Genomic DNA, 18,413 nt, shown 5'->3' with positions numbered 1-18,413 from the left:
GCGATGAGGGCATAGGGCGATAGCCCTTTTTCAGCCGCGCTCGCTTGTCGTGCTCAGCAGAGTGATGCCGGTCGCGTCGGGATATGCCGCTGGCGGCATCTTCAACGGGGGTTTCCACACGGCCTCGACCCGTTGCCGACGTCTAGCGCCGGAATTTCACCGTCCCAACCGGGCATGCGCTGCGCCGAGCAGCCCCATCAGGAACGCCAAGGGAAGTGAAGATCGTCGGCCACCGCCGGACCTCGGCAGTCGATCGACTCGTGCAGGGCAGCGGCACCGTCGCGCAACGAATAGGATCGGAACGCCCGTCCCAGCCCCCCCGTGACCGGGAAGCGTGGCGGGCTATCCCAGCCTGCGCAGCGGCAGGGCGATGGTGAAAACGCAGCCCTTGCCAGGCATGTCCCGGACAGTCAACCGTCCGCCGTCCGCCTCGACGCTCTCCTTGGCGATCGACAGCCCCAGCCCGAGTCCGCGCTTGTCGTCAAAGCCTTGCCTGAAGGGCTCGAACATCGTCTCGGCGCGGCCTTGTGGAAGACCCCCGCAGTGATCCTCCACATCGATCAGAATCCAAGCGTCGGACACGTGCGCGCGCAGCGATACTTCGCTGCATGGCTGGGTGAACTTGAACGCGTTTTGCAGAAGGTTTCCAAGCGCCGCGGAAAGTAGGTCGCGGTTGCCTTCGATCCCGAGCTGTGCATCCACCGGCGCAACACGAAGCGTGCAACCCGTATCCGCTGCGTAGAGCTCCGCGACGCGGCCTGCGTTCGCCAGGAAGGCAGCGAGAGAAAAGACGGGCGGATGCAAGGGCGCATGCGCAGCGTCGCGAATAAATGCCAGCGAGCGGTTGATCAAGCTTTCCAGGGAATCGAGGCTGCGTTTCAGAACCCCCCCGGTCGAGCCGCCCACTGGAAGCCTGCCCGATTCGAGGGCCGCGAATGCGAGCTTAGCGACGTGGAGATGGTTGCGCAGTTCATGCGCGAGGAAGCCGATCCGTTCGTTCTCTTGCTCGGCGTGCCGCCGCGCCACGTCGAGGTCGCGTTGGGCGGCGAACTCGGTAACTGCGTCGGCAATCGCGTTGTCCAGGCAGCGGTTCAGTGTCCGGAATTCGTCGACCGAGAATGGGGCGTCTCGTTCGACGGCCAGGTCGGTGATGGCCTGGCACAGGTCGCCGTAGTCATGCACCACTTGGTCGACGGTGTAGCCCAGCCCAAGTAGCTCACCGCCATGAGCGGTTGCCGAAATGCCTACCTCTGAGAGCGCCGCGGCGTCACCGCCAGGCGGCCCGGAGATCCGCAGCCCGCCAGCAACGTCACCCTGCCCCTCAGCTTCGAGCGTCCGTGTCAGTTGGTCAAGGAACATCGGTATGCCGTGCGCCAGCTGCGCGCGGGTCGCGCCTCGCGAAGGCCTGCGCGCGACCTTGTCCTTGCATCTTTGAATGAGTTCGGCGCGATTGTTCAGAAGGAAGCCGCGCATCGCGATGGCCTGATAGCTGCGGCGTAGCGCCGGTCGCAGCGGGTGGTGGCGGAATGGTCTCGCCTCGCCTGGGAGTGGCAGTATGCGCCTCCCGCCCTCGCCTGTACACCGAACTCACCGCCGCGGACCGCTCTTGGTCGGCAACGGCTCGACCATACCCCGAAAAGCAGACTTACTTGAACAACCGGAACTGGCCGCTCTCGGACTCAGGCGGGGAACTGCATCGAAGACGCGTTCGCTATTTGCTCGGCAGCAACAGCAGCCGACCTGAGACCGGCCGGTTCCTGCCGGCGTCGCAGAACGCCCTCAACGACTGCTGCTCGCTTTCGTCCACGGTCGCCGCCGATCGCTCTTCGCATGATCCGCAATCGAGCGGATCAACGAAAACCAACTGCAGTGAAGGCGACCTCTTGATGAACGGGTCATATGTACGCGACGGCGCGTGATCTGGTCTCGCTCCCAGCGAACCTGGAGCCCCATGTAGCTCCCGGCCACCGCTACGGCGAGCGCCAGCCGGATGGCAAGAAGGACCCGCTTCTTCATGGTGCAGTCAATCCGTGTTCGTTGCGGAGCATCTCGGCCTCTCCGCGGCGTGACAGATCCGCAAGCAGCACGATGCCCACCGCGCCGCTGTTGTCCGAGTCGATGTGGCCGCCCTTGAAGCGGATATCGCGCGGCTCGTAGATGACTCCATTGCAGTCGACGGCGTAGTGGTAGCTGACGTCGTCGAAGATGCCGGCCATCTCCTGCTCCTGCGAGCGCCTCAACTGCTCAGCGCCATCGGCGCTGCAACTGAAGCTGTTTCCGGCGTGATGAAGGGCGATCGAATGATGGCCCCAGTCCAGCTCCAGATCCTTCTTCGGAGCTCTTGCCTTCCACTCGGACCGGGTTTTGAACTCGAATCCCTCACGGCGTAGACGGACGACAGTGTGAAGCGTTTCGACCGCTGACGGTCTTCCCGCTGCACTTTCAGCCCGTGAAGAAGACTGTTGTGCGCCGACGTCGTTGCCTTCGTCTACAACGGTGATGTATTGGCCGGCCAGAAGCTTCGCGCCGCATGCACAAAGGTCGCCATGCCGGGCAGCTGGCGCGCCATCGATGATGAGCGTCGGATCACCGGTCGCGATCGTTGTGACCCTGCCGTGCCCCTTTGGGGGACAAGTGACTTTGTCTCCGACCCGCGCAATACGCTTGCCGTGAGTGGCCGACCCATAGCTGCTCCCCCCTGTAGTGCGGACTGAGTCCGTCGTTTTGGTCGTTGGGATTCCAGGCAGGCGCTGCATCAGCGCCCCTGGGGAATCAAACAGGTACCCCGTCACTTGGAGGGGAGGTCCAGCGAACCCGTCTTGCGGCGCTGCCGCTGTCCGCCATGACCTTGATGCTCGGGGCAGCCTGCCGTGATCTGCCGCTGAGCGAGGAGCTTCGTCCTATTTCTTCTTCTGCGGATAAACCGTCTCGCCCCGCTTGAGCATGCCCACCAGGGCCTCGATCTTCTTCCTGCGCCCCGCCTCGGTCTTCACCTGGTGCATACGGAAGGCCAGTGCAAAGCGGTTCTGCTCGCTGAGCCGGCTCAGCATGTCGCGCGCCTTCGGCTCGGCGTCGATGGCCGCCTGCAGATCTTCGGGGATTTTCAGGTCCTTGCCGCTGCCGTAGGCGCGGTCCCAGCGGCCGTCGGCCCGGGCGGCCTCGACTTCGCGCAGGCCGTGCTCGGTCATGCGGCCGGCTTCGATCAGCCGGGCCACGTTGGCGACGTTGATCTTGCTCCAGATGCTGTTCTTGCGGCGGCGCGTGTAGCGCTGCAGGTAGCTGGTGTCGTCCAGCCCCTTGCGCACCGCGTCGATCCAGCCCCAGCACAGCACCACGTCGATGGCTTGCTTGGGGGTGATCGACGCCAGTCGTGAGCCCACCTTGTGGAGCTTGATCCACACCTCGTCTTCCTGGTCGTGGTGCCGGGCGAGCCAGTCGTGGAAGGCTTGTTCATCGGCAAATTCGTGAACCTTCTTCGGGTCGACCCAGACCGGTGCCATTTGAACGCCTCTTTCCTTGATTTCATGCCCACGCGCGATCCTGCCATGAGCCCGGAGCGCCCCTGCATATGGCAGCGACTCCGAATTCTCGTAGTTGCGCATGGCCTTGATTTCGTTTTTGCTGCGGACTGTTCACATTAGAAGATTCCCCAACCGCCACCCGTCAGGAGGACCTCTTGCAGTTCGACATCGATCGCAAAGCACATCGCCCCGCCCGGCCCGACCGCCGCGCGGCCCTGGGCAGCCTGGTGGCCGGTGCGGCGAGTGCCGCTGCGGGGCTGTCAGCCTCGGCGTCATCGGCGGCCCAGCCGAAAGCGCCCAGCCCAGGACAGCGGCCCGGCACGGCCTTCTTCTCCGACGAAAAGACCTTCTGGCACACGGGCGGCGAATACGCACTGGTGCTGCCGGTCGGCGGCTGGGTGGAGCCGGCCACGCGCGGCGGGTTCGCCGAGTCGCCCGACTCGAAGCGGCGCTTCCGGTCGCTGGTGGAGGTGTCGGGCCTGGTGCAGCACGTGCCCATCCGGTCAGCGCCGGCTGCGACGGAACAAGACCTGCTGCGGGTGCACCCCAAGAGCTACATCGACGACTTCCGCGCCTTGAGCGAAAAGGGCGGCGGCGACCTAGGCGACTTTGCGCCGTTCGGCCGCGGCAGCTTCGAGATCGCCCAGCTCTCCGCCGGCCTCGCGGTCCAAGCGCTGGCGCAGGTGTTGAACGGCTCGCTGCGCAACGCCTATGCGCTGTCGCGGCCCCCGGGCCACCATTGCATGCCGACCCGGCCGATGGGCTTTTGCCTGCTGGCCAACATCGCCATCGCGATCGAAGCCGCGCGTGCGGCGCACCCCGGGCTGCGTGTGGCCGTGGTCGACTGGGACGTGCACCACGGCAACGGCACGCAGGCGGCCTTCTATGAACGCCGCGACGTGCTGACGATCTCGCTGCACCAGGAGAACTGCTTCCCGCCCGGCTACAGCGGCGCCGGCGACCGCGGCCAGGGGGACGGCCTGGGCTACAACGTCAACATCCCGCTGCTGCCGGGCGGTGGCCACGATGCCTACCTGTATGCGATGGACCGCATCGTGATGCCGCTGCTCGACGGCTACAAGCCGGACCTGATCGTCGTCGCCAGCGGCATCGACGCCAACGCGGTCGACCCGCTGGCGCGCATGCAGTTGCACAGCGACACGTACCGCGCGATGACGGCGCGCATGAAAGAGGCCGCCGAGCGCCACTGCGCCGGCAAGCTGGTGATGGTGCACGAAGGCGGCTATGCCGAGTCGTACGTGCCGTTCTGCGGGCTGGCCATCGTCGAGGAATTGACCGGCGTGCGCACGCCGGTGGTCGACCCGATGCTGGGGCTGATCCAGGCGCAGCAGCCGTCGCCCCGCTTTGCGGCGTTCCAGCGAGAACTGCTGGACGAGCAGGCGCGCGCGTTGAAGCTCGCTGCCTAGCAATAGGTTGTTGCGGGTGTTCACCCGGAGAGGTTTTGAGAGACTGGCAATCGCCAAACCGCCTGTCCAATTCAAGACCACACCCGGATGAACACCCATAAGAATGCCCGATTGACGTACCTGCGTCGCCTGGTGGTTCGAGACATCGCTGAGCGTGGCTTGTCTGCATCGGAAGCCGTGGCCAAGCACGGAGTCAGCGCGGCCACCGCGCGCAAATGGCATGCCCCGTACCTGGCCGGCGGAGCACCACAGTTGCTCGACAAGTCCTCACGGCCGGCACGCTCGCCGAGGGCCATCGATCCTCGGGTGGCGGCAACCATCGTCGAACTGCGTCGCAAGCTGTTCCTGCAGGCCACCATCGCCTCGTACATGGGCGTGTCCAAGGCCACGGTGTGCCGGGTTCGCGACGTGCAGGCCTGTCTCACTTGAGCGACCTTCGGCCCCATGAACCAGAGCCGCGATACGAGCGGGAGATGCCCGGCGAGCCGCTGCACATCGACATCAAGAAGCTCGATCGTTTCGACAAGGTCGACCACCGCATCACTGGCGACCGAACCCAAGGCGCCCGCAATGTCGGCTGGGAGTACGTCTTCGTGGCAGTGGACGATCTCAGCCGCATTGCGTTCACCAAGACTTATTCAGACAAGAAGCAAGCCAGCGCCGTGGACTTCGTGAGGCAAGCAGCCCGCTACTTCGACGCGCTCCACGTGCCGATCCAACATGCCGCTGCGGGACCTGCCCCGCCGCCGTCAACGTGACGCCGCGGGAATGGCGCTCGAGCAGCACGGCGCCGACCGCGGCCTCCAGGTCCGACAGCCGCTTGCTGGCCGCCCCGACCGCCAGCGAAGCGAGTTGGGCGCGCTTGCTGATGCTGCCCGACCGGGCAACCAAGCTGAACAGGGACAGCGAGACCAGGTCGACGCGATGGAGGTTCATCGGCGCCGCCACGCTCAGCTGCGCCCCGACCGCCGGCTGCGCGGCTGCAGCTTGTCCAGCTCGGCCAGTTGCTGCTTGAGCAGGATCACCAGGGTGCGGGCGTGCTCGACGGGCAGCCGCAGGCTGCTGGCGGCGGGTGGGTCGTCCCGCGCGGTGCGCGGCAGCACCGAAAGGTCGGCCGCGAGTTCGATCACGCCCTTGTCGTGCTTCGCCGACTTGAGGCGCTGTACGTCGATGTCATAGGTCTTCATGCGGGTTCTCCTGCGCTTGGGGCGACGCCGGATTGTCAGGGCAGACGCAGCGCGGTCAGATGCGCTGCCTGGCCGTGTGTCTGTCGATTCCGGCCTGGCCCGATCGTCGTGCCCAAGTGTCTTTCCTCAGGTGAACCATGCTCAAGACCTACCGCGGCTCCTGCCACTGCCAGGCCGTGCAGTTCGAGGCCGATCTCGATCTGTCGCAACCCTCGTATCGCTGCAACTGCTCGATCTGCCGCCGCACGCGGTTCTGGCCGGCGGTGGCGCGTGAAGGCGGGTTCCGGCTGCTGCGGGGCGAGTCCGAACTGACGCTCTACCGCTTCAACACCGGCAAGAACCACCACCACTTCTGCCGCCATTGCGGCGTGCGGCCGTTCGGCGTGGGCAACGACACGCCGATCGGCAAGATGTACGGGATCAACCTCGGCTGCCTGGAAGGCGTGAGTGAGGCCGAGCTGGCGGCCATTCCCGTCGTGTACGTGAACGGCATGCACGACGCATCGGGGCCGCCGCCCGAGGTGACGGCACACCTGTAGAGGGCGCGAGCGGCGGCGTGCGCCGGGTCAAGACGGCGGCTCGGCAGCGCCTGCGAGGGTTCGGCCGCCGGTGGCTGGTCGATCTGCAGCGCGTGCCCGCGCAACGTCCACACGCCGGCCGGAGAGCGCAGCACGTCGGGCGCAAGGGCTGGCGAAGGGGGGTGAGTCACGTCTTCCACCACAGTCCATTTGTCGTGCCGACACGGCATGGCGGCGCGGGCACCCGCTGGGTAGCCTGAAGGCTTTCACCACCCGGCTTGCCTTCGCATGACCACACTTCGCCCCGAGTTGCACTGGCTCGCGCTCACCTGCCTGATGACCGCGCTGCTGTGGGTGCCTTATGTCGCCAACCGCTTCCGCGAACTCGGTCCGCCTGGCTGGCAATGGTTCCCGCCACCCGGTCTGCACGGCCGGGGCGACGAATGCATGGACTGCGGTGGCCGCAGAGGTGTACTTCTGGGCTCGCGCCGCCCACTATCTGGTGTGCCTCTCGGAGCTGCACATCGTGCCGCGCACGCTGGCGTTCCTGGTCGGTGTCGGCGCTCAACTGGTGCTCGTCGGCACGCTGGTGCGGGCATGAGGCGCAGAGCGGCTGAAGTCGAAGCGCCGTGCGTCGCCGCTTTCAGGTGACTCGAGGTGCCCGGCGGTCAGGCGCATGTGATGAGTGAGCGCTGAAGGGTCGGCGCAGCATATCGGGACGGTCGTCTGGCTCGGCAAGCTGTCGACACAGCGGCGCGGCGCGCCGGGCCGGAACGGCACTCGCAAGACGCGGCATCGACCGAGCCGGCATGCTGCCTGCTCTGGTGTTGTGAAGCGGCCCGCGTGCCGCACCGCTTCCCGCTTACCGATGACGCAGCGCAACATCATTGCCATCGGCGCCTCGTCCGGCGGCGTTGCCGCGCTCCGTACCTTGCTGTCCGAACTCGGTCCCAGCCTGTCGGCGGCGATCCTCGTGGTGCAGCACATCGGCCCGCACGAAAGCATGCTGCCCAGGCTGCTGCACAGAAGCGGCGGCTTGCCGGCACAGCATGCCGTCCACGGCGAACCCCTCGTTGCGGGGCGGGTCTACGTCGCGCCGCCCGACCACCACCTGCTCGTCACCCGCGAATCCATCCTGCTGACGCGGGGGCCGAAGGAGAACCACACGCGGCCGGCCATCGACCCGCTGTTTCGCAGCGTGGCGGTCCACCATGGTGCGGCGGCGATCGGCGTCGTCCTGACCGGACACCTGGACGACGGCACCTCGGGGCTGATGGCCATCAAGACGTGTGGCGGCATGGCCGTGGTGCAGGACCCGCAGGACGCCGAGGCGCCGAGCATGCCCGAGAGCGCGCTGCATCACGTCGAGGTGGACCACGTGGTGCCAGTGGCACGCATGGGAGCGCTGCTGACCAGACTCGTCACGGGGCCTGCCGCTGCGCTCGCCGAAGCGCCCACCAAAGCACTGGCCGACGAACTGCGCCTCGGCGCCAGCGAGGGCCGGGCTGAGCAGCGCGCTCGCCGAACACGCGCTTCCACACTTCGCAGAACCGCTCTACCGTGAGGGGCTTCTCAGGTGCGGGCTGCACCCGGCCGCGCTGCTCGCACTGCACGCAGAAGAATCACTTCGACTCGGAGAACACCGAAGAAGGCGCCATATCGTCGATGACCGACACCGGAGGCCGCACGGTCTGCCGGCGCGGCTGCTGGCTGAGCGGCAACGAGTACAGCATTTCTGTGAAGGGCGCGCGCTCGCGCAGCACCACCATCGCGGACGACACCAGCACCCCGGTCAGCAAGGCCGCGGTGTAGATCAGGCCGGGCTCGTCCCGGTAGCCCAGGCCGAGCGCGAGCGCCATCGCGGCGTACATCACCGGGTAGTGCACAACGAAATAGACCACGGAGTGTCGGCCGACAAAGCTCAGCCCGCGGGCCCAGCCGGAGCCGGGCGCGCTTTTCGCCACCGCGATCAGCAGCGCGATGCCGGCCAGCGCGGGCACGAGGAACCGGGCGTCGTAGTTGATGCCACTGCCGAGCACCGAGGCGACGGACAGGCCCAGCGCGAGCGCCGCCGCGGGGATCAGCAGCTTGGGCGCGGAAAGTACCGGTGCCTGCAACCACGCCGGGCGCTGCTGCAGCCAGGCGCCGAGAAAGAAGAAGCCCATGAGGAAGAAGTAGCGCTCGAAGTACTTGGTGCCGTCCGGGGCGGCGAGCGACACCGCGAAGCAGGCGAGCACCACCGCAGCAGTCGGCACCCGGCGCAGGGCCAGACCCGCCAGATAGTAGGTGAACAGGAACAGCAGGAACCACAGGTAGGTGGCCCCCGTCCACAGCGGCACGTGGATCACGCCGGCCTCGTTCACCGCCACCCCGTAGATCGTCGTCCACAGAACGTAGGGCCACATCAGCGAGCCGATCTTGCGCAGCACGTAGACATGCGGCGGCTTGCGCAGCGCCGAGCCCAGCAACAGACCGGACAGCAGCATCAGCATCGCCATGCGATACGGCGCGAAGAACTCGTTGAACTCGACCGCCGGCTGCCACGGCTCCAGGCCGTGGCGCCTCAGCGCGAGAGAGGCATGCAAGGACAGCACGAGCACAATCGCCAAGCCGCGCAGGGTGTCGACCCACTCCATGCGGCCTCCCTGGGACGACGAGTTGGAAACGCCGGCATGCGGCTGCGGGTCACGGGTAGGGCTGGAGGGCATTGGTGCGCTGGGCAGTGGAAGGGTGCGGCGGACGAGAGCCGCTATCCTTGCACGCCCATGCTGCGCCGCAGCATGAAAGCCGATGTGAGTGCAAACGAACGTATCAACCTCGGCGGAATCAGGGGTTTACGCAACCTGCAGACACACTTCCGGCAGCACAGTCACCCATGGACTACCTCACCTTCGACCTCAGTCACGATGCCGGAGGCCTCACGACGATCGAAGCGATGGCCTCCACCGCTGCCGCGCAGCACGCCGCCGTGATGTTTGAGGTGCAGCAGCTGCTCGACTGGGCCTGGGCGCACTTCCCCGACACGCACGGCAGCATGGACGACGGGATGGACTGGGATCACGACCTCCAGCTGCACGTCGAGGACGGAGGCTGGCACACCGTCACGCTCACGCTGGCCGCGTCGAGCCGCTTCGCCGATGCGTGGCGCGCAGCCTTCCCCGGCGTGTTGGACCCGTGATCTTTCGCACCGGGGCGCGCGGAGCCGCCCGCGACCCGCGCGAGGCGCTCCCCTCCCCTCAAGCAGCGGGCGGGACCGCCACGTTCACCATCCAGCCGATGCCGAACCGATCGGTCAGCATGCCGAACTTCGGCGACCAGAAGGTCTTGCCCAGCGGCATCGTGACCTGGCCGCCTTCGGCCAGTGCCGCGAAAGCGCGGTCGGCCTCGGCTTCGGTGGTCACCTGCAGCGCCAGCGAGAAGCCGGCTGCGGGCGGCTCGGTGCCGCAACCGTCGGACATCAGCAGCGTGGTGCGGCCGATCCGCACGGCAGCATGCATCACCTTGTGCTCGTAGCCGGGTTGCAACATGCCTTCCGGCACCGGGTCGGGGCTCTGGTCGAAGCGCATCACCTGCTCGGCCTGCGCGCCGATGGCGGCAGCGTAGAAATCGATGGCTTCCTGGCAGCGGCCGCGGAAGAAAACGTAGGGCTGGACTTCGGTGGTGGGGGTCGTGGCAGACATGTGGGCCTCCTGGAGTGAATGGGGACGGGGACGGATTCAACGGCCTTCGTAGGCCCGTTCCAGTGCGGCGATGTCGAGTTTCCTCATCTGCATCATGGCCTGCATCACACGGCCGGCGCGGGCGGGGTCCGGGTCCTGGTGCATCTCGTAGAGCACACGCGGCACGATCTGCCACGACAGGCCGAAGCGGTCCTTGAGCCAGCCGCACTGCGAATGCTCCCCGCCGCCGGCGACCAGCGCGTCCCACAGGCGGTCGACTTCCCTCTGGTCGTCGCAGCGCACCGCCAGCGAAACCGCCTCGGTGAGTTTGAACGTGGGCCCGCCGTTGATGAACTCGATGTACTGGCCTTCGATCTCGAAGGCGCCGGCCAGCACCGTGCCCTGGGGGCCGGGGCCGTGCTCACCGTTGCGAATCACGCTGACGAGGCGGACGTTGCCGAACACCGAGCCGTAGAACTCGACGGCCTCCTCGGCGTTGTTGTCGAACCAGAGGCAGGGGGCGATTCTCGGGGCAGTCATGGAAGGGCTCCTTTCGTAGTGACACGCCTACGACGAACGGAGGACCCGGAAATCGACAAGACGCCGGCGCACTTTTACATCTTCGCCTGCGCCGGCTCTGGTCTGCTGCCCGCAAATTCGTGGAAGAAGTTCAGGCGGGAAACACCCGGAACTTCGCCACCCACTGCCTGCGCTCGACATCTATTCCACAAGCTTGCGGGACAGCACACTAGAGCGTCGGGAAGCCCACCCGCTCCATGGTGCCGATGTGTCTGCCGAGCAGGCTGAGCGCCCGCGGCGCGTCACGCTGCCGCAGCGCATCGATGATCAGGCGGTGGTCATGGTTGGAGCGGGGCTGCCATCCGCGGCTGCGGCCGGCGGCAAGAACGACGCGTGAGTTGGCCAACTGCAGCGTATCGATCACGGCGAGCAGCCTCGGCATCCCGCAGGGTGCGACGAGTGCGCGGTGAAAGGCGCGGTTGGCGAGGTCCCACTCGGCGAGGGTCTGGGCCTCATCGCACTGCGCCTGGGCCGCTTCGAGCAACTCGATGTGGCGGTCGTCCAGGCCGGGCATGGCGTGTTGCAGCGCCAGGGCCTCGAGCGCGCCGCGCATCTCGACGGTCTCGCGGATGGAGGCCATGTCGAGCGGCGCGACCCGCACACCGCGGCGAGGCAGGATCACCACCAGCCCTTGCGCCTGCAGCCGATGAAATGCTTCGCGGACCGGCACATGGCTGGCACCGAACTGCTGGGCGATCGAGTCCTGACGCAGGGGCGCTCCCGCGGCCAACTCGCCGCCGATGATCTGCGCTCGCAAGGCGGCGGCGATCTGGTCGACCGTGCTCGGAAGGGAGGCCTCCCGTGACGTTTTCATCTATAGATAATCTCGCTCAATATGCGCTCAATCTCGCAATTACTGAGCATAAACTGCGCTCCCTTCCAATCGTGGAATCGTGGGCCCGCAAATTATCTATAACTTGCGCCACCTGCGTTCCACCCTTCAGCGGGGAGCCGCCACCTTGAAGACCCAGACCGATCGTTTGCCGCCCGCGCTGCGGCCTGCGCCTGCACCGGCGACCTGGTCGCGAGCGCAGATCGGCGCGCTGTACGAGCTGCCGTTGATGGATCTCCTGTACCGCGCTCAGCAGGTGCATCGCGAGCATTTCGACCCGAACGAGGTGCAGGTGTCGACCCTGCTGTCCATCAAGACGGGCGGGTGCGCGGAAGACTGTGGGTATTGCTCGCAGTCGGCCCACCACGACACCGGGGTGGCGGCCACGAAGCTGATGCCGCTGGCGCAGGTGCTGGATGCCGCGCGCGCCGCCCAGGCCAGCGGTGCCACCCGGTTCTGCATGGGTGCCGCCTGGCGCTCCCCCAAGGAGCGCGACATGCCGCGGTTGTTGGAGATGGTGCGGGAAGTCCGTGCGCTGGGCCTGCAGACCTGCATCACGCTCGGCATGTTGACCGACCCGCAAGCTCAGCAATTGAAGCAAGCGGGGCTCGATTTCTACAACCACAACCTGGACACCGCGCCGGAGTTCTACGGCCGCATCGTCAGCACCCGCACGTACCAGGACCGGTTGGACACCCTACGTCGTGTGCGCGACGCCGGCCTCAAGCTGTGCTGCGGCGGGATCCTGGGCATGGGTGAGACGCGCGCGCAGCGGGTCTCGCTGATCGAGCAACTGGCCGGGCTCGACCCCTACCCGGAATCGGTCCCGATCAATCAACTGATCCGGGTGCAGGGCACGCCGCTGCAGGATGCGGCGCCGGTCGACCCGATCGAGTTCGTCCGCACGGTGGCCGTGGCGCGCCTCACCATGCCGAAGGCACGCGTGAGGCTGTCCGCCGGCCGGCAGCAGATGGACGACGCGACACAAGCGCTGTGCTTCCTGGCCGGCGCCAACTCCATCTTCCTCGGCGAGCGGCTGCTGACGGCCGGCAACCCGCTCGCCGAGCGGGACCGCGAGCTCTTTCGCAGGCTGGGTTTGCGAGCCTCCACCGGCGCTTGCGCCGCGCAGGCGTGATGCGGATCTGCCGTCTGTCCGACCGCCCGGACGCGGTGCCGCTGGTGGCGCGCTGGCATCACGCAGCCTTCGGCGCCCTGAACCCCTCGCGCACACTGGCGCAGCGCGTGAAATGGCTCGAGGACAGCCTGCAGGGCAGCGACCTGCCGCTGACACTGCTGGCCTGCACGGCTGACGGCGTGCCCGCAGGCTGCGCCAGCCTCACTGCCGGCACGCTGACGCACGCGCATCTCACGCCGTGGCTCGGTCTGGTCTACGTGCGTCCTGAGTCCCGCCTCGCCGGCATCGGCTCGGCCCTGGCTCTGCGCGCGGCAGCCGAGTGCTCGCGCAGCGGCCATGCGAGGCTGCATCTCTTCACGCCGCGCCACGAGCCGCTGTACAGAAAGCTCGGCTGGGCAACCTTCGACCGTGCCGAGGTCAACGCGGTCCCCGTGGCCGTGATGGAGAAGTGCGTGCGCTGGACCTGAGCGGGCCGGTCGCAGCTGTACCGCGAGCTGCGCGAGTTGAAGCGCCTGTAGTTTCAGGCGCTACACGTGCTGGTTGTCGGCTGCACGACACACGCGGCGCCTTTCGTGCGTCTGCGCGCCGGTACGGCGTGATTACATCCCTAGACTCGCGGGCCATGCAAACCTCCGACGCGTCCTCTCTTTCGGCGCAAAGACAAGCCCGTCAGCTCGCTTTCGCGGCGAGCGGCGACGACATCGAGATCGGCAGCCTTGCCGGTCTGCCATGGAGCGCCGACGAGCTGCGCGCGCTGACCGGAGGCGAACCACAGGTCGTGCAGCGTTTCGACCGCGGGCTCACGGCCATCGTGTACCGGCTGAGCGATGGCCGGCGGCACTGGACGCTGAAGCAGGCGCGCGTGCCGTCGCTGGTGAAGAACGTCGACGGGCAGACCTCGTTCCTGAACGAAGTGCAGCGCCGCGCCGACCTGACGCGGCTGAAACAGCGGCCCGGCGGCGCGCAGCGCTGGAGTGCGATCGTCGACACGCAATACGCGTCGTTTCGCCAGGGCCTGATCGTCTCGCCGTGGCTTGAAGGCGAGCTGGCCACGCACTGGGGCGAGCGCCAGATCGCGCAGTTGCTCGACGCGGCTTGTACGCTGTGGTGCGAAGGTCTGTTCGAGTGGGACTACTCGCCCGGCAACCTGCTGGACGACGGCCGGCAGGTGCGGCTGTTCGACTTCGGCTACATGTATGCGTTCGATCCGCTGCGCCACTTCAACACCGCCGGCCGCGGCAACGACACGCCGATGTTCCACCCGGCCGAGCGCTTCGAGACGCGCGCCTACTCGGGCTGGCTGCTCGCGTTGCAGGCGCGGCAAGGCGAGGCGGCGGCACTCGCTGCGTTCCGGCTGGAAAAGGAACTCGCGCTCGACGCCTACCGCCGCATGCGGGCGCGCATTGCCGCGGCAGGCGCGAACGCCGATGTGCTCGGCTGGCTCGACGGCATGACGGCACGCTGGTCGGATGCGCTGCGCAGCGGGATCGAGCCGCTGTTCCTGGCAGAGCAGTGGCGCTCGCACCTGCTCGACGTCGACGACGACCTGAGCGGTCAGTCGTGCACGCCGCTGACGCTGCAGCGTCTCGATTGGCTGCAGCACACGCTGCAGCACCACCATGCCGAACTCTGCGCTGCCGGCGGGCTGTTCTGGGGCGACGAGCACAAGACGCCACCGCAGCTGTCGGGCGAGCTGCACGCCAGGCGCGGGTTGGCGCAACGCTACCAGCTCGCACACGGTTGAGTGGAGGCCCGAGGCCGCACGGCGGGCGCGGCAGAATGCCGGCCTGTCGCGGCGAGGTGCGCTCGGCAGCACGAGCACCTGGCAGCGCAGCCCTTCCACACACCATCGGATACCCCATGATCATCAAACCTCGCGTGCGCGGCTTCATCTGCGTGACAGCCCACCCGACCGGTTGCAGGGCCGGCGTCAAGCAGCAGATCGACCACATCCGGGCCCGGGGCGCGATGCAGGGGCCCAAGAAGGTGCTGGTGATCGGCGCCTCGACGGGCTACGGGCTGGCGGCGCGCATCGCGGCAGCCTTCGGCTGCGGCGCCGACACGCTCGGCGTGTTCTTTGACCGGCCAGGCAGCGAGACCCGGCCGGGCACCGCCGGCTGGTACAACACGGCGGCCTTTCACGAGTTCGCCGGGGCGGCGGGCCGAGTCGCCAGAAGCCTCAATGGGGACGCCTTCTCCGACGCCGCCAAGCAGGCGGCGATCGAGCTGATCCGCAGCGAGTTCGGGCCCGTCGACCATGTGGTCTACAGCCTCGCCGCCCCGCGACGCACCCACCCGCGCACCGGCGTCGTGCACAGCTCGGTCCTCAAGCCGATCGGGCGCGAGATCCGCCTGCGCGGCATCGACACCGACCGTGAAGTGCTGAACGAGACGGTGCTGCAGCCGGCAACGCAGCAGGAGATCGACGACACCGTGGGGGTGATGGGCGGCGATGACTGGCAGATGTGGATCGATGCGTTGCGGCAGGCCGGCGTGCTGGCCGATGGAGCGACGACAACCGCCTACACCTACCTGGGCGAAGAGATCACCCGCGACCTCTACTGGAACGGCTCGATCGGCGCCGCCAAGCAGGACCTCGACCGGTGCGCGCTGCGGATACGGCAGCAGTTGGCGGCGGTGGGCGGAGACGCCCGCGTGGCGGTGCTGAAGGCGGTCGTGACGCAGGCCAGCTCAGCCATCCCCATCATGCCGCTGTACCTGTCGCTGCTGCTGAAGGTCATGAAGGAGCAGGGCACCCACGAAGGGTGCATCGAGCAGATCGACCGGCTGTATCGGAGCGGCCTGGACGGCCGCTCGCCGAACCTCGACGCCGAGGGGCGGCTGCGCGTGGACGACCAGGAGCTCGACCCTCGCGTGCAGTCGCGCGTGCTGGCGCTGTGGCCCCAGGTGACCGACGCCACGCTGGGCGAACTGACCGACTTCGCCGGCTACAAGACCGAGTTCCTGCGCCTGTTCGGCTTCGAGATGCCCGGCGTCGACTATGACGTCGACGTGGACCCCGACGTGCCGATCCCCGGCCTGGTGTCGTGTTGACACGCTGCTTCACCGAAGGCGCACCGCGCGCCATCGCCGGGACGGCCTTGCACCACGTCGGGCAGCGGGGGCCACCGGAGAGCCCTCGCACCCGATGTCCATGGACAGGCTGGTCTGAAGCGTGGCTCGCAGCCCCGATGATGCGATCGGCGGTGTCAACGGGCGCAACCACTGCATGACGAAACAGGACAGGCGGCGCGCGCCGAGGCAAGATCAGCGCATCGCGCGCCCCACCCGTGGCGCCCAGGAGCCGATGCCGATGAGCGACCCGAGCCCGATCGATGCCGCCGCAGTGTGGCGCGACGCCGTGCACCGCCACCTGCCGTTCTCGCAGATGGAGCCGGCGCACGTGGACTTTTTCGTCGGGCACGCGCACGAGCAGGCCTTTCGCGCCGGGCAGTGCGTGCTGCAACCGGAGGACGGGCCGGTGCAGCGGCTTTATTTCGTCCTGATGGGCGCGGTCGCCGGCGTGCGCGGCGTCACCGATGTCTATGAAGGCAGCTTCCAGTACGAGTGCGGCGACATGTTCCCGGTCGCGGCGCTGAGCGAACGGCGCGCCGTCACTGCCGTCTATACCGCGCAGCGTGACACCCGCTGCCTGGTGCTGGCGCGCGAACACGCCGAGGCGCTGGCCGCCGCCAGCCAGCCCTTCGCCGACGTGCTGCAACGCCGGCTGCCCCGCTTCGCCGACGCATCGCGCCAGGCGATGCAGGCCACGCTGGTGTCGCAGACACTGGCCACGCAGTCGCTCGAGACCCGGCTGGGAGCGTTGTGCTCCAGCGCACCGCAGGCCTGCCTGCCGCAGACGCCGTTGAGCGAGGCCCTGGCGCAGATGAGCCGGCACCGCGTCGGCTCCATCGTGGTGGCCGATGCGGCCGGCGCGCCGCAGGGCATTCTGACCCGACATGACCTGCTCGACCGCGTGACGCTGCCGCAGTTGCCGCTCACGACGCCGATCGCCGACGTGATGAGCACGCCGCTGCACTGTTTGAGCGACGAGCACACCGCGCAGGACGCGGCGCTGCTGATGGCGCGCCACGGAATGCGCCACGTGCCGGTCACGCGCGGGAGCCGGCTGGTCGGCATGGTGTCCGAGCGTGACCTGTTCGCGCTGCAGCGGCTGTCGCTGAACCAGCTCAGCACCGATCTGCGCCGTGCCGCCGATCTGCCCGCCCTGCAGTCGCTCGCCGGGCAGCTGCGGCAGTTTGCGCGCAACCTGCTGGGACAGGGGGTGCAGGCCAAGCAGCTGACCGAGCTGGTGAGCCACCTGAACGACGTGTTGACCGAGCGGCTGGTGATGCTGGTGGCCGCGCGCCATGGGCGCGACCTGCAGCGTGCGTGCTGGGTCGCGTTCGGCTCCGAAGGCCGTTCGGAACAGACCATTGCGACCGACCAGGACAACGGCCTGGTGTTCGAGAGCAATGCACCCGACGCCGACCGCCCGGCGTGGCTGGCCTTCGCGCGCGAAGTCAACGAAGCACTGGACGCCTGCGGCTACCCGCTGTGCAAGGGCAACGTGATGGCGAGCAACCCCGAGTGCTGCCTGACGCCGCAGGAGTGGCGCACGCGCTTCGGTCGCTGGATCGGCCAGGGTTCTCCGGAAGACCTGCTCGCGGCCAACATCTACTTCGACCTGCGCCCGCTGGTGGGCAACCTGGCGCTGGCCACCCCGCTGCGCGAGTTCATCGCTGCGCGCGCCAAGGGTGCGACGCGGTTCGGCCACCTGCTGGCCGAGGATCTGCTGCGCCGGCGGGTGCCGCTGACCTGGTTCGGCGGCATCGACGCGAAAACCACCAACGGCGTGCCGACGGTCGACCTGAAGTTGCTGGGCACGGCGATCTTCGTCGACGTGGCGCGGCTGCAGTGCCTGATGCTGGGCTTGCCCGAGGTGAACACGCGCCGCCGGCTGGAGGCGATCGCCCGCGCGCAGCACACCGATGCACCGCAGGCCGAGGCCTGGGTCACCGCGTTCGAATACCTGCAGATGCTGCGTCTGCGCGCGCAGCTCGACGGGCTGGCGCCCGCCGGCACCGACAACCCGAACGTGGTGCGCCTCGATGCCTTGAACGACATCGACCGGCGCATGCTGAAGGAGTGCTTTCGGGTGGCGCGGCGGCTGCAGCAGAGGGTGCAGCTCGACTACGTGCGTTGATCGGCTCGATGCGCCGTACGCGCGAGCATGCTGAGCGCGAACAGGTAGGCCCACAGCGTCAGCCCGATCGCGCTGGTCCAGGTGCCGAAGGGCGCCAGCCCCAGCAGCGCGCACAGCACCGCGCCGATCATCAGCGCACCGCCGACGAGGTGGATGCCTGCGGCATACGGCGCCCACCGCTCGGGCTGGCGCGGCCGTTCACCGCGGCGCACCGCGACCTCGGCGTAGTTGCGCCGCACGATGATGGTCCAGGCGCGCTTGAGGCACAGCGCGGCGAGCGCAACGCCCAGCAGCAGCAGCAGCCAGGCGAGGATCACGGAAGCGTCGAGTTGCATGGCGTGAGTGTGGC

The 18,413-nt window shown here is 67.8% G+C and carries 21 protein-coding genes and 2 pseudogenes; 13 read left to right on the top strand and 10 right to left on the bottom strand.

Translation table 11 applies throughout. The features are described from left to right. Nucleotides 1-342: 342 nt before the first annotated feature. Nucleotides 343-1,473, bottom strand: coding sequence for a sensor histidine kinase (locus tag M8A51_RS22425; protein ID WP_251780767.1), 1,131 nt, complete (start codon nt 1,471-1,473; stop codon nt 343-345). A 176-nt stretch (nt 1,474-1,649) separates the two neighbouring features. Here M8A51_RS22425 and M8A51_RS22420 point away from each other — a divergent pair, with 176 nt between their 5' ends. After that, complete coding sequence (locus M8A51_RS22420; RefSeq protein ID WP_251780766.1) at nt 1,650-1,919, top strand: hypothetical protein; 270 nt, start codon at nt 1,650-1,652, stop codon at nt 1,917-1,919. 576 nt (nt 1,920-2,495) lie between these two features. On the opposite strand, the pseudogene M8A51_RS22415 reads toward M8A51_RS22420, so the two are convergent. Further along, nucleotides 2,496-2,756 (bottom strand): annotated as a pseudogene (locus tag M8A51_RS22415) (PAAR domain-containing protein); the annotation flags it as partial. A gap of 144 nt (nt 2,757-2,900) precedes the next feature. Next, a complete protein-coding gene (locus M8A51_RS22410; RefSeq protein WP_251780765.1) occupies nt 2,901-3,500 on the bottom strand; it encodes a YdeI/OmpD-associated family protein in 600 nt (199 codons plus the stop codon). A gap of 176 nt (nt 3,501-3,676) precedes the next feature. Between M8A51_RS22410 and M8A51_RS22405 the strand changes: the two genes are divergently transcribed. The 3 genes from M8A51_RS22405 (at nt 3,677) to M8A51_RS22395 (ending at nt 5,706) form a co-directional block, all read left to right on the top strand. Then, on the top strand, nt 3,677-4,948 hold the full coding sequence (locus M8A51_RS22405; protein WP_251780764.1) for a class II histone deacetylase: 1,272 nt from the start codon (nt 3,677-3,679) through the stop codon (nt 4,946-4,948). 87 nt (nt 4,949-5,035) lie between these two features. Beyond that, nucleotides 5,036-5,377 carry a leucine zipper domain-containing protein gene (locus M8A51_RS22400; RefSeq protein WP_251780763.1) on the top strand — a complete coding sequence of 114 codons (342 nt, stop codon included), beginning with the start codon at nt 5,036-5,038 and terminating at the stop codon, nt 5,375-5,377. Nucleotides 5,378-5,421: 44 nt separating this feature from the next. Further along, nucleotides 5,422-5,706, top strand: a complete 285-nt coding sequence (locus M8A51_RS22395) for a hypothetical protein (protein WP_251780771.1) — start codon at nt 5,422-5,424, stop codon at nt 5,704-5,706. Here the strand turns inward: M8A51_RS22395 and M8A51_RS22390 are convergent. After that, nucleotides 5,624-5,884 (bottom strand): annotated as a pseudogene (locus M8A51_RS22390) (helix-turn-helix domain-containing protein); the annotation flags it as partial. The gene M8A51_RS22395 and the pseudogene M8A51_RS22390 overlap by 83 nt on opposite strands. Nucleotides 5,885-5,898: 14 nt before the next feature. Then, entirely contained in the window at nt 5,899-6,135 is a 237-nt protein-coding gene (locus tag M8A51_RS22385; protein WP_251780762.1) for a hypothetical protein, read from the bottom strand. A 137-nt stretch (nt 6,136-6,272) separates the two neighbouring features. On the opposite strand from M8A51_RS22385, the gene M8A51_RS22380 reads away from it, so the two are divergent. From M8A51_RS22380 to M8A51_RS22370, 3 genes are all read left to right on the top strand, one after another. Further along, nucleotides 6,273-6,674: a GFA family protein gene (locus M8A51_RS22380; RefSeq protein WP_251780761.1), complete on the top strand. Its 402-nt coding sequence runs from the start codon at nt 6,273-6,275 to the stop codon at nt 6,672-6,674. Between the two features lie 340 nt (nt 6,675-7,014). Beyond that, on the top strand, nt 7,015-7,254 hold the full coding sequence (locus M8A51_RS26630; protein ID WP_368408589.1) for an MAPEG family protein: 240 nt from the start codon (nt 7,015-7,017) through the stop codon (nt 7,252-7,254). Nucleotides 7,255-7,521: 267 nt separating this feature from the next. Further along, nucleotides 7,522-8,217 (top strand): chemotaxis protein CheB, encoded by a 696-nt coding sequence (locus M8A51_RS22370; RefSeq protein WP_251780759.1) that lies wholly within the window; start codon nt 7,522-7,524, stop codon nt 8,215-8,217. Nucleotides 8,218-8,275: 58 nt separating this feature from the next. On the opposite strand, the gene M8A51_RS22365 is transcribed toward M8A51_RS22370, so the two are convergent. Further along, on the bottom strand, nt 8,276-9,289 hold the full coding sequence (locus M8A51_RS22365; protein WP_251780758.1) for an acyltransferase family protein: 1,014 nt from the start codon (nt 9,287-9,289) through the stop codon (nt 8,276-8,278). Nucleotides 9,290-9,528: 239 nt separating this feature from the next. Here M8A51_RS22365 and M8A51_RS22360 point away from each other — a divergent pair, with 239 nt between their 5' ends. After that, nucleotides 9,529-9,831, top strand: coding sequence for a hypothetical protein (locus M8A51_RS22360; RefSeq protein WP_251780757.1), 303 nt, complete (start codon nt 9,529-9,531; stop codon nt 9,829-9,831). A 58-nt stretch (nt 9,832-9,889) separates the two neighbouring features. On the opposite strand, the gene M8A51_RS22355 is transcribed toward M8A51_RS22360, so the two are convergent. The 3 genes from M8A51_RS22355 to M8A51_RS22345 all read right to left on the bottom strand — a co-directional run bounded on the left by M8A51_RS22355 (nt 9,890) and on the right by M8A51_RS22345 (nt 11,705). Next, nucleotides 9,890-10,333, bottom strand: a complete 444-nt coding sequence (locus M8A51_RS22355) for a VOC family protein (RefSeq protein WP_251780756.1) — start codon at nt 10,331-10,333, stop codon at nt 9,890-9,892. A 36-nt stretch (nt 10,334-10,369) separates the two neighbouring features. Next, nucleotides 10,370-10,852, bottom strand: coding sequence for a VOC family protein (locus tag M8A51_RS22350; protein ID WP_251780755.1), 483 nt, complete (start codon nt 10,850-10,852; stop codon nt 10,370-10,372). Nucleotides 10,853-11,060: 208 nt separating this feature from the next. After that, nucleotides 11,061-11,705 carry a GntR family transcriptional regulator gene (locus M8A51_RS22345; RefSeq protein WP_251780754.1) on the bottom strand — a complete coding sequence of 215 codons (645 nt, stop codon included), beginning with the start codon at nt 11,703-11,705 and terminating at the stop codon, nt 11,061-11,063. Between the two features lie 145 nt (nt 11,706-11,850). Here M8A51_RS22345 and bioB point away from each other — a divergent pair, with 145 nt between their 5' ends. The 5 genes from bioB to M8A51_RS22320 all read left to right on the top strand — a co-directional run bounded on the left by bioB (nt 11,851) and on the right by M8A51_RS22320 (nt 18,064). Beyond that, complete coding sequence (gene bioB / locus M8A51_RS22340) at nt 11,851-12,858, top strand: biotin synthase BioB (protein ID WP_407062258.1); 1,008 nt, start codon at nt 11,851-11,853, stop codon at nt 12,856-12,858. Further along, nucleotides 12,858-13,325: a GNAT family N-acetyltransferase gene (locus tag M8A51_RS22335; RefSeq protein ID WP_251780753.1), complete on the top strand. Its 468-nt coding sequence runs from the start codon at nt 12,858-12,860 to the stop codon at nt 13,323-13,325. Before bioB ends, M8A51_RS22335 begins: the two co-directional genes overlap by 1 nt. Before the next feature lie 155 nt (nt 13,326-13,480). Then, the gene (locus tag M8A51_RS22330) at nt 13,481-14,602 is read left to right on the top strand and encodes a protein kinase family protein (protein WP_251780752.1); all 1,122 of its coding nucleotides are present in this window, start codon (nt 13,481-13,483) and stop codon (nt 14,600-14,602) included. Nucleotides 14,603-14,718: 116 nt separating this feature from the next. Continuing rightward, on the top strand, nt 14,719-15,912 hold the full coding sequence (gene fabV / locus M8A51_RS22325; RefSeq protein WP_251780751.1) for an enoyl-ACP reductase FabV: 1,194 nt from the start codon (nt 14,719-14,721) through the stop codon (nt 15,910-15,912). 259 nt (nt 15,913-16,171) lie between these two features. Next, complete coding sequence (locus tag M8A51_RS22320; protein WP_251780750.1) at nt 16,172-18,064, top strand: DUF294 nucleotidyltransferase-like domain-containing protein; 1,893 nt, start codon at nt 16,172-16,174, stop codon at nt 18,062-18,064. On the opposite strand, the gene M8A51_RS22315 is transcribed toward M8A51_RS22320, so the two are convergent. Next, a complete protein-coding gene (locus M8A51_RS22315; protein ID WP_251780749.1) occupies nt 18,052-18,399 on the bottom strand; it encodes a hypothetical protein in 348 nt (115 codons plus the stop codon). The two genes, M8A51_RS22320 and M8A51_RS22315, sit on opposite strands and share 13 nt — an antisense overlap. Nucleotides 18,400-18,413: the final 14 nt, after the last annotated feature.

Origin of the sequence: Caldimonas mangrovi (genome assembly GCF_023721835.1) — a bacterium.
Classification (GTDB): Bacteria; Pseudomonadota; Gammaproteobacteria; order Burkholderiales; family Burkholderiaceae_C; genus Caldimonas; species Caldimonas mangrovi.
Note: the sequence above shows the minus strand (reverse complement) of the source record. Positions and strands in the feature narration are given on the sequence as shown.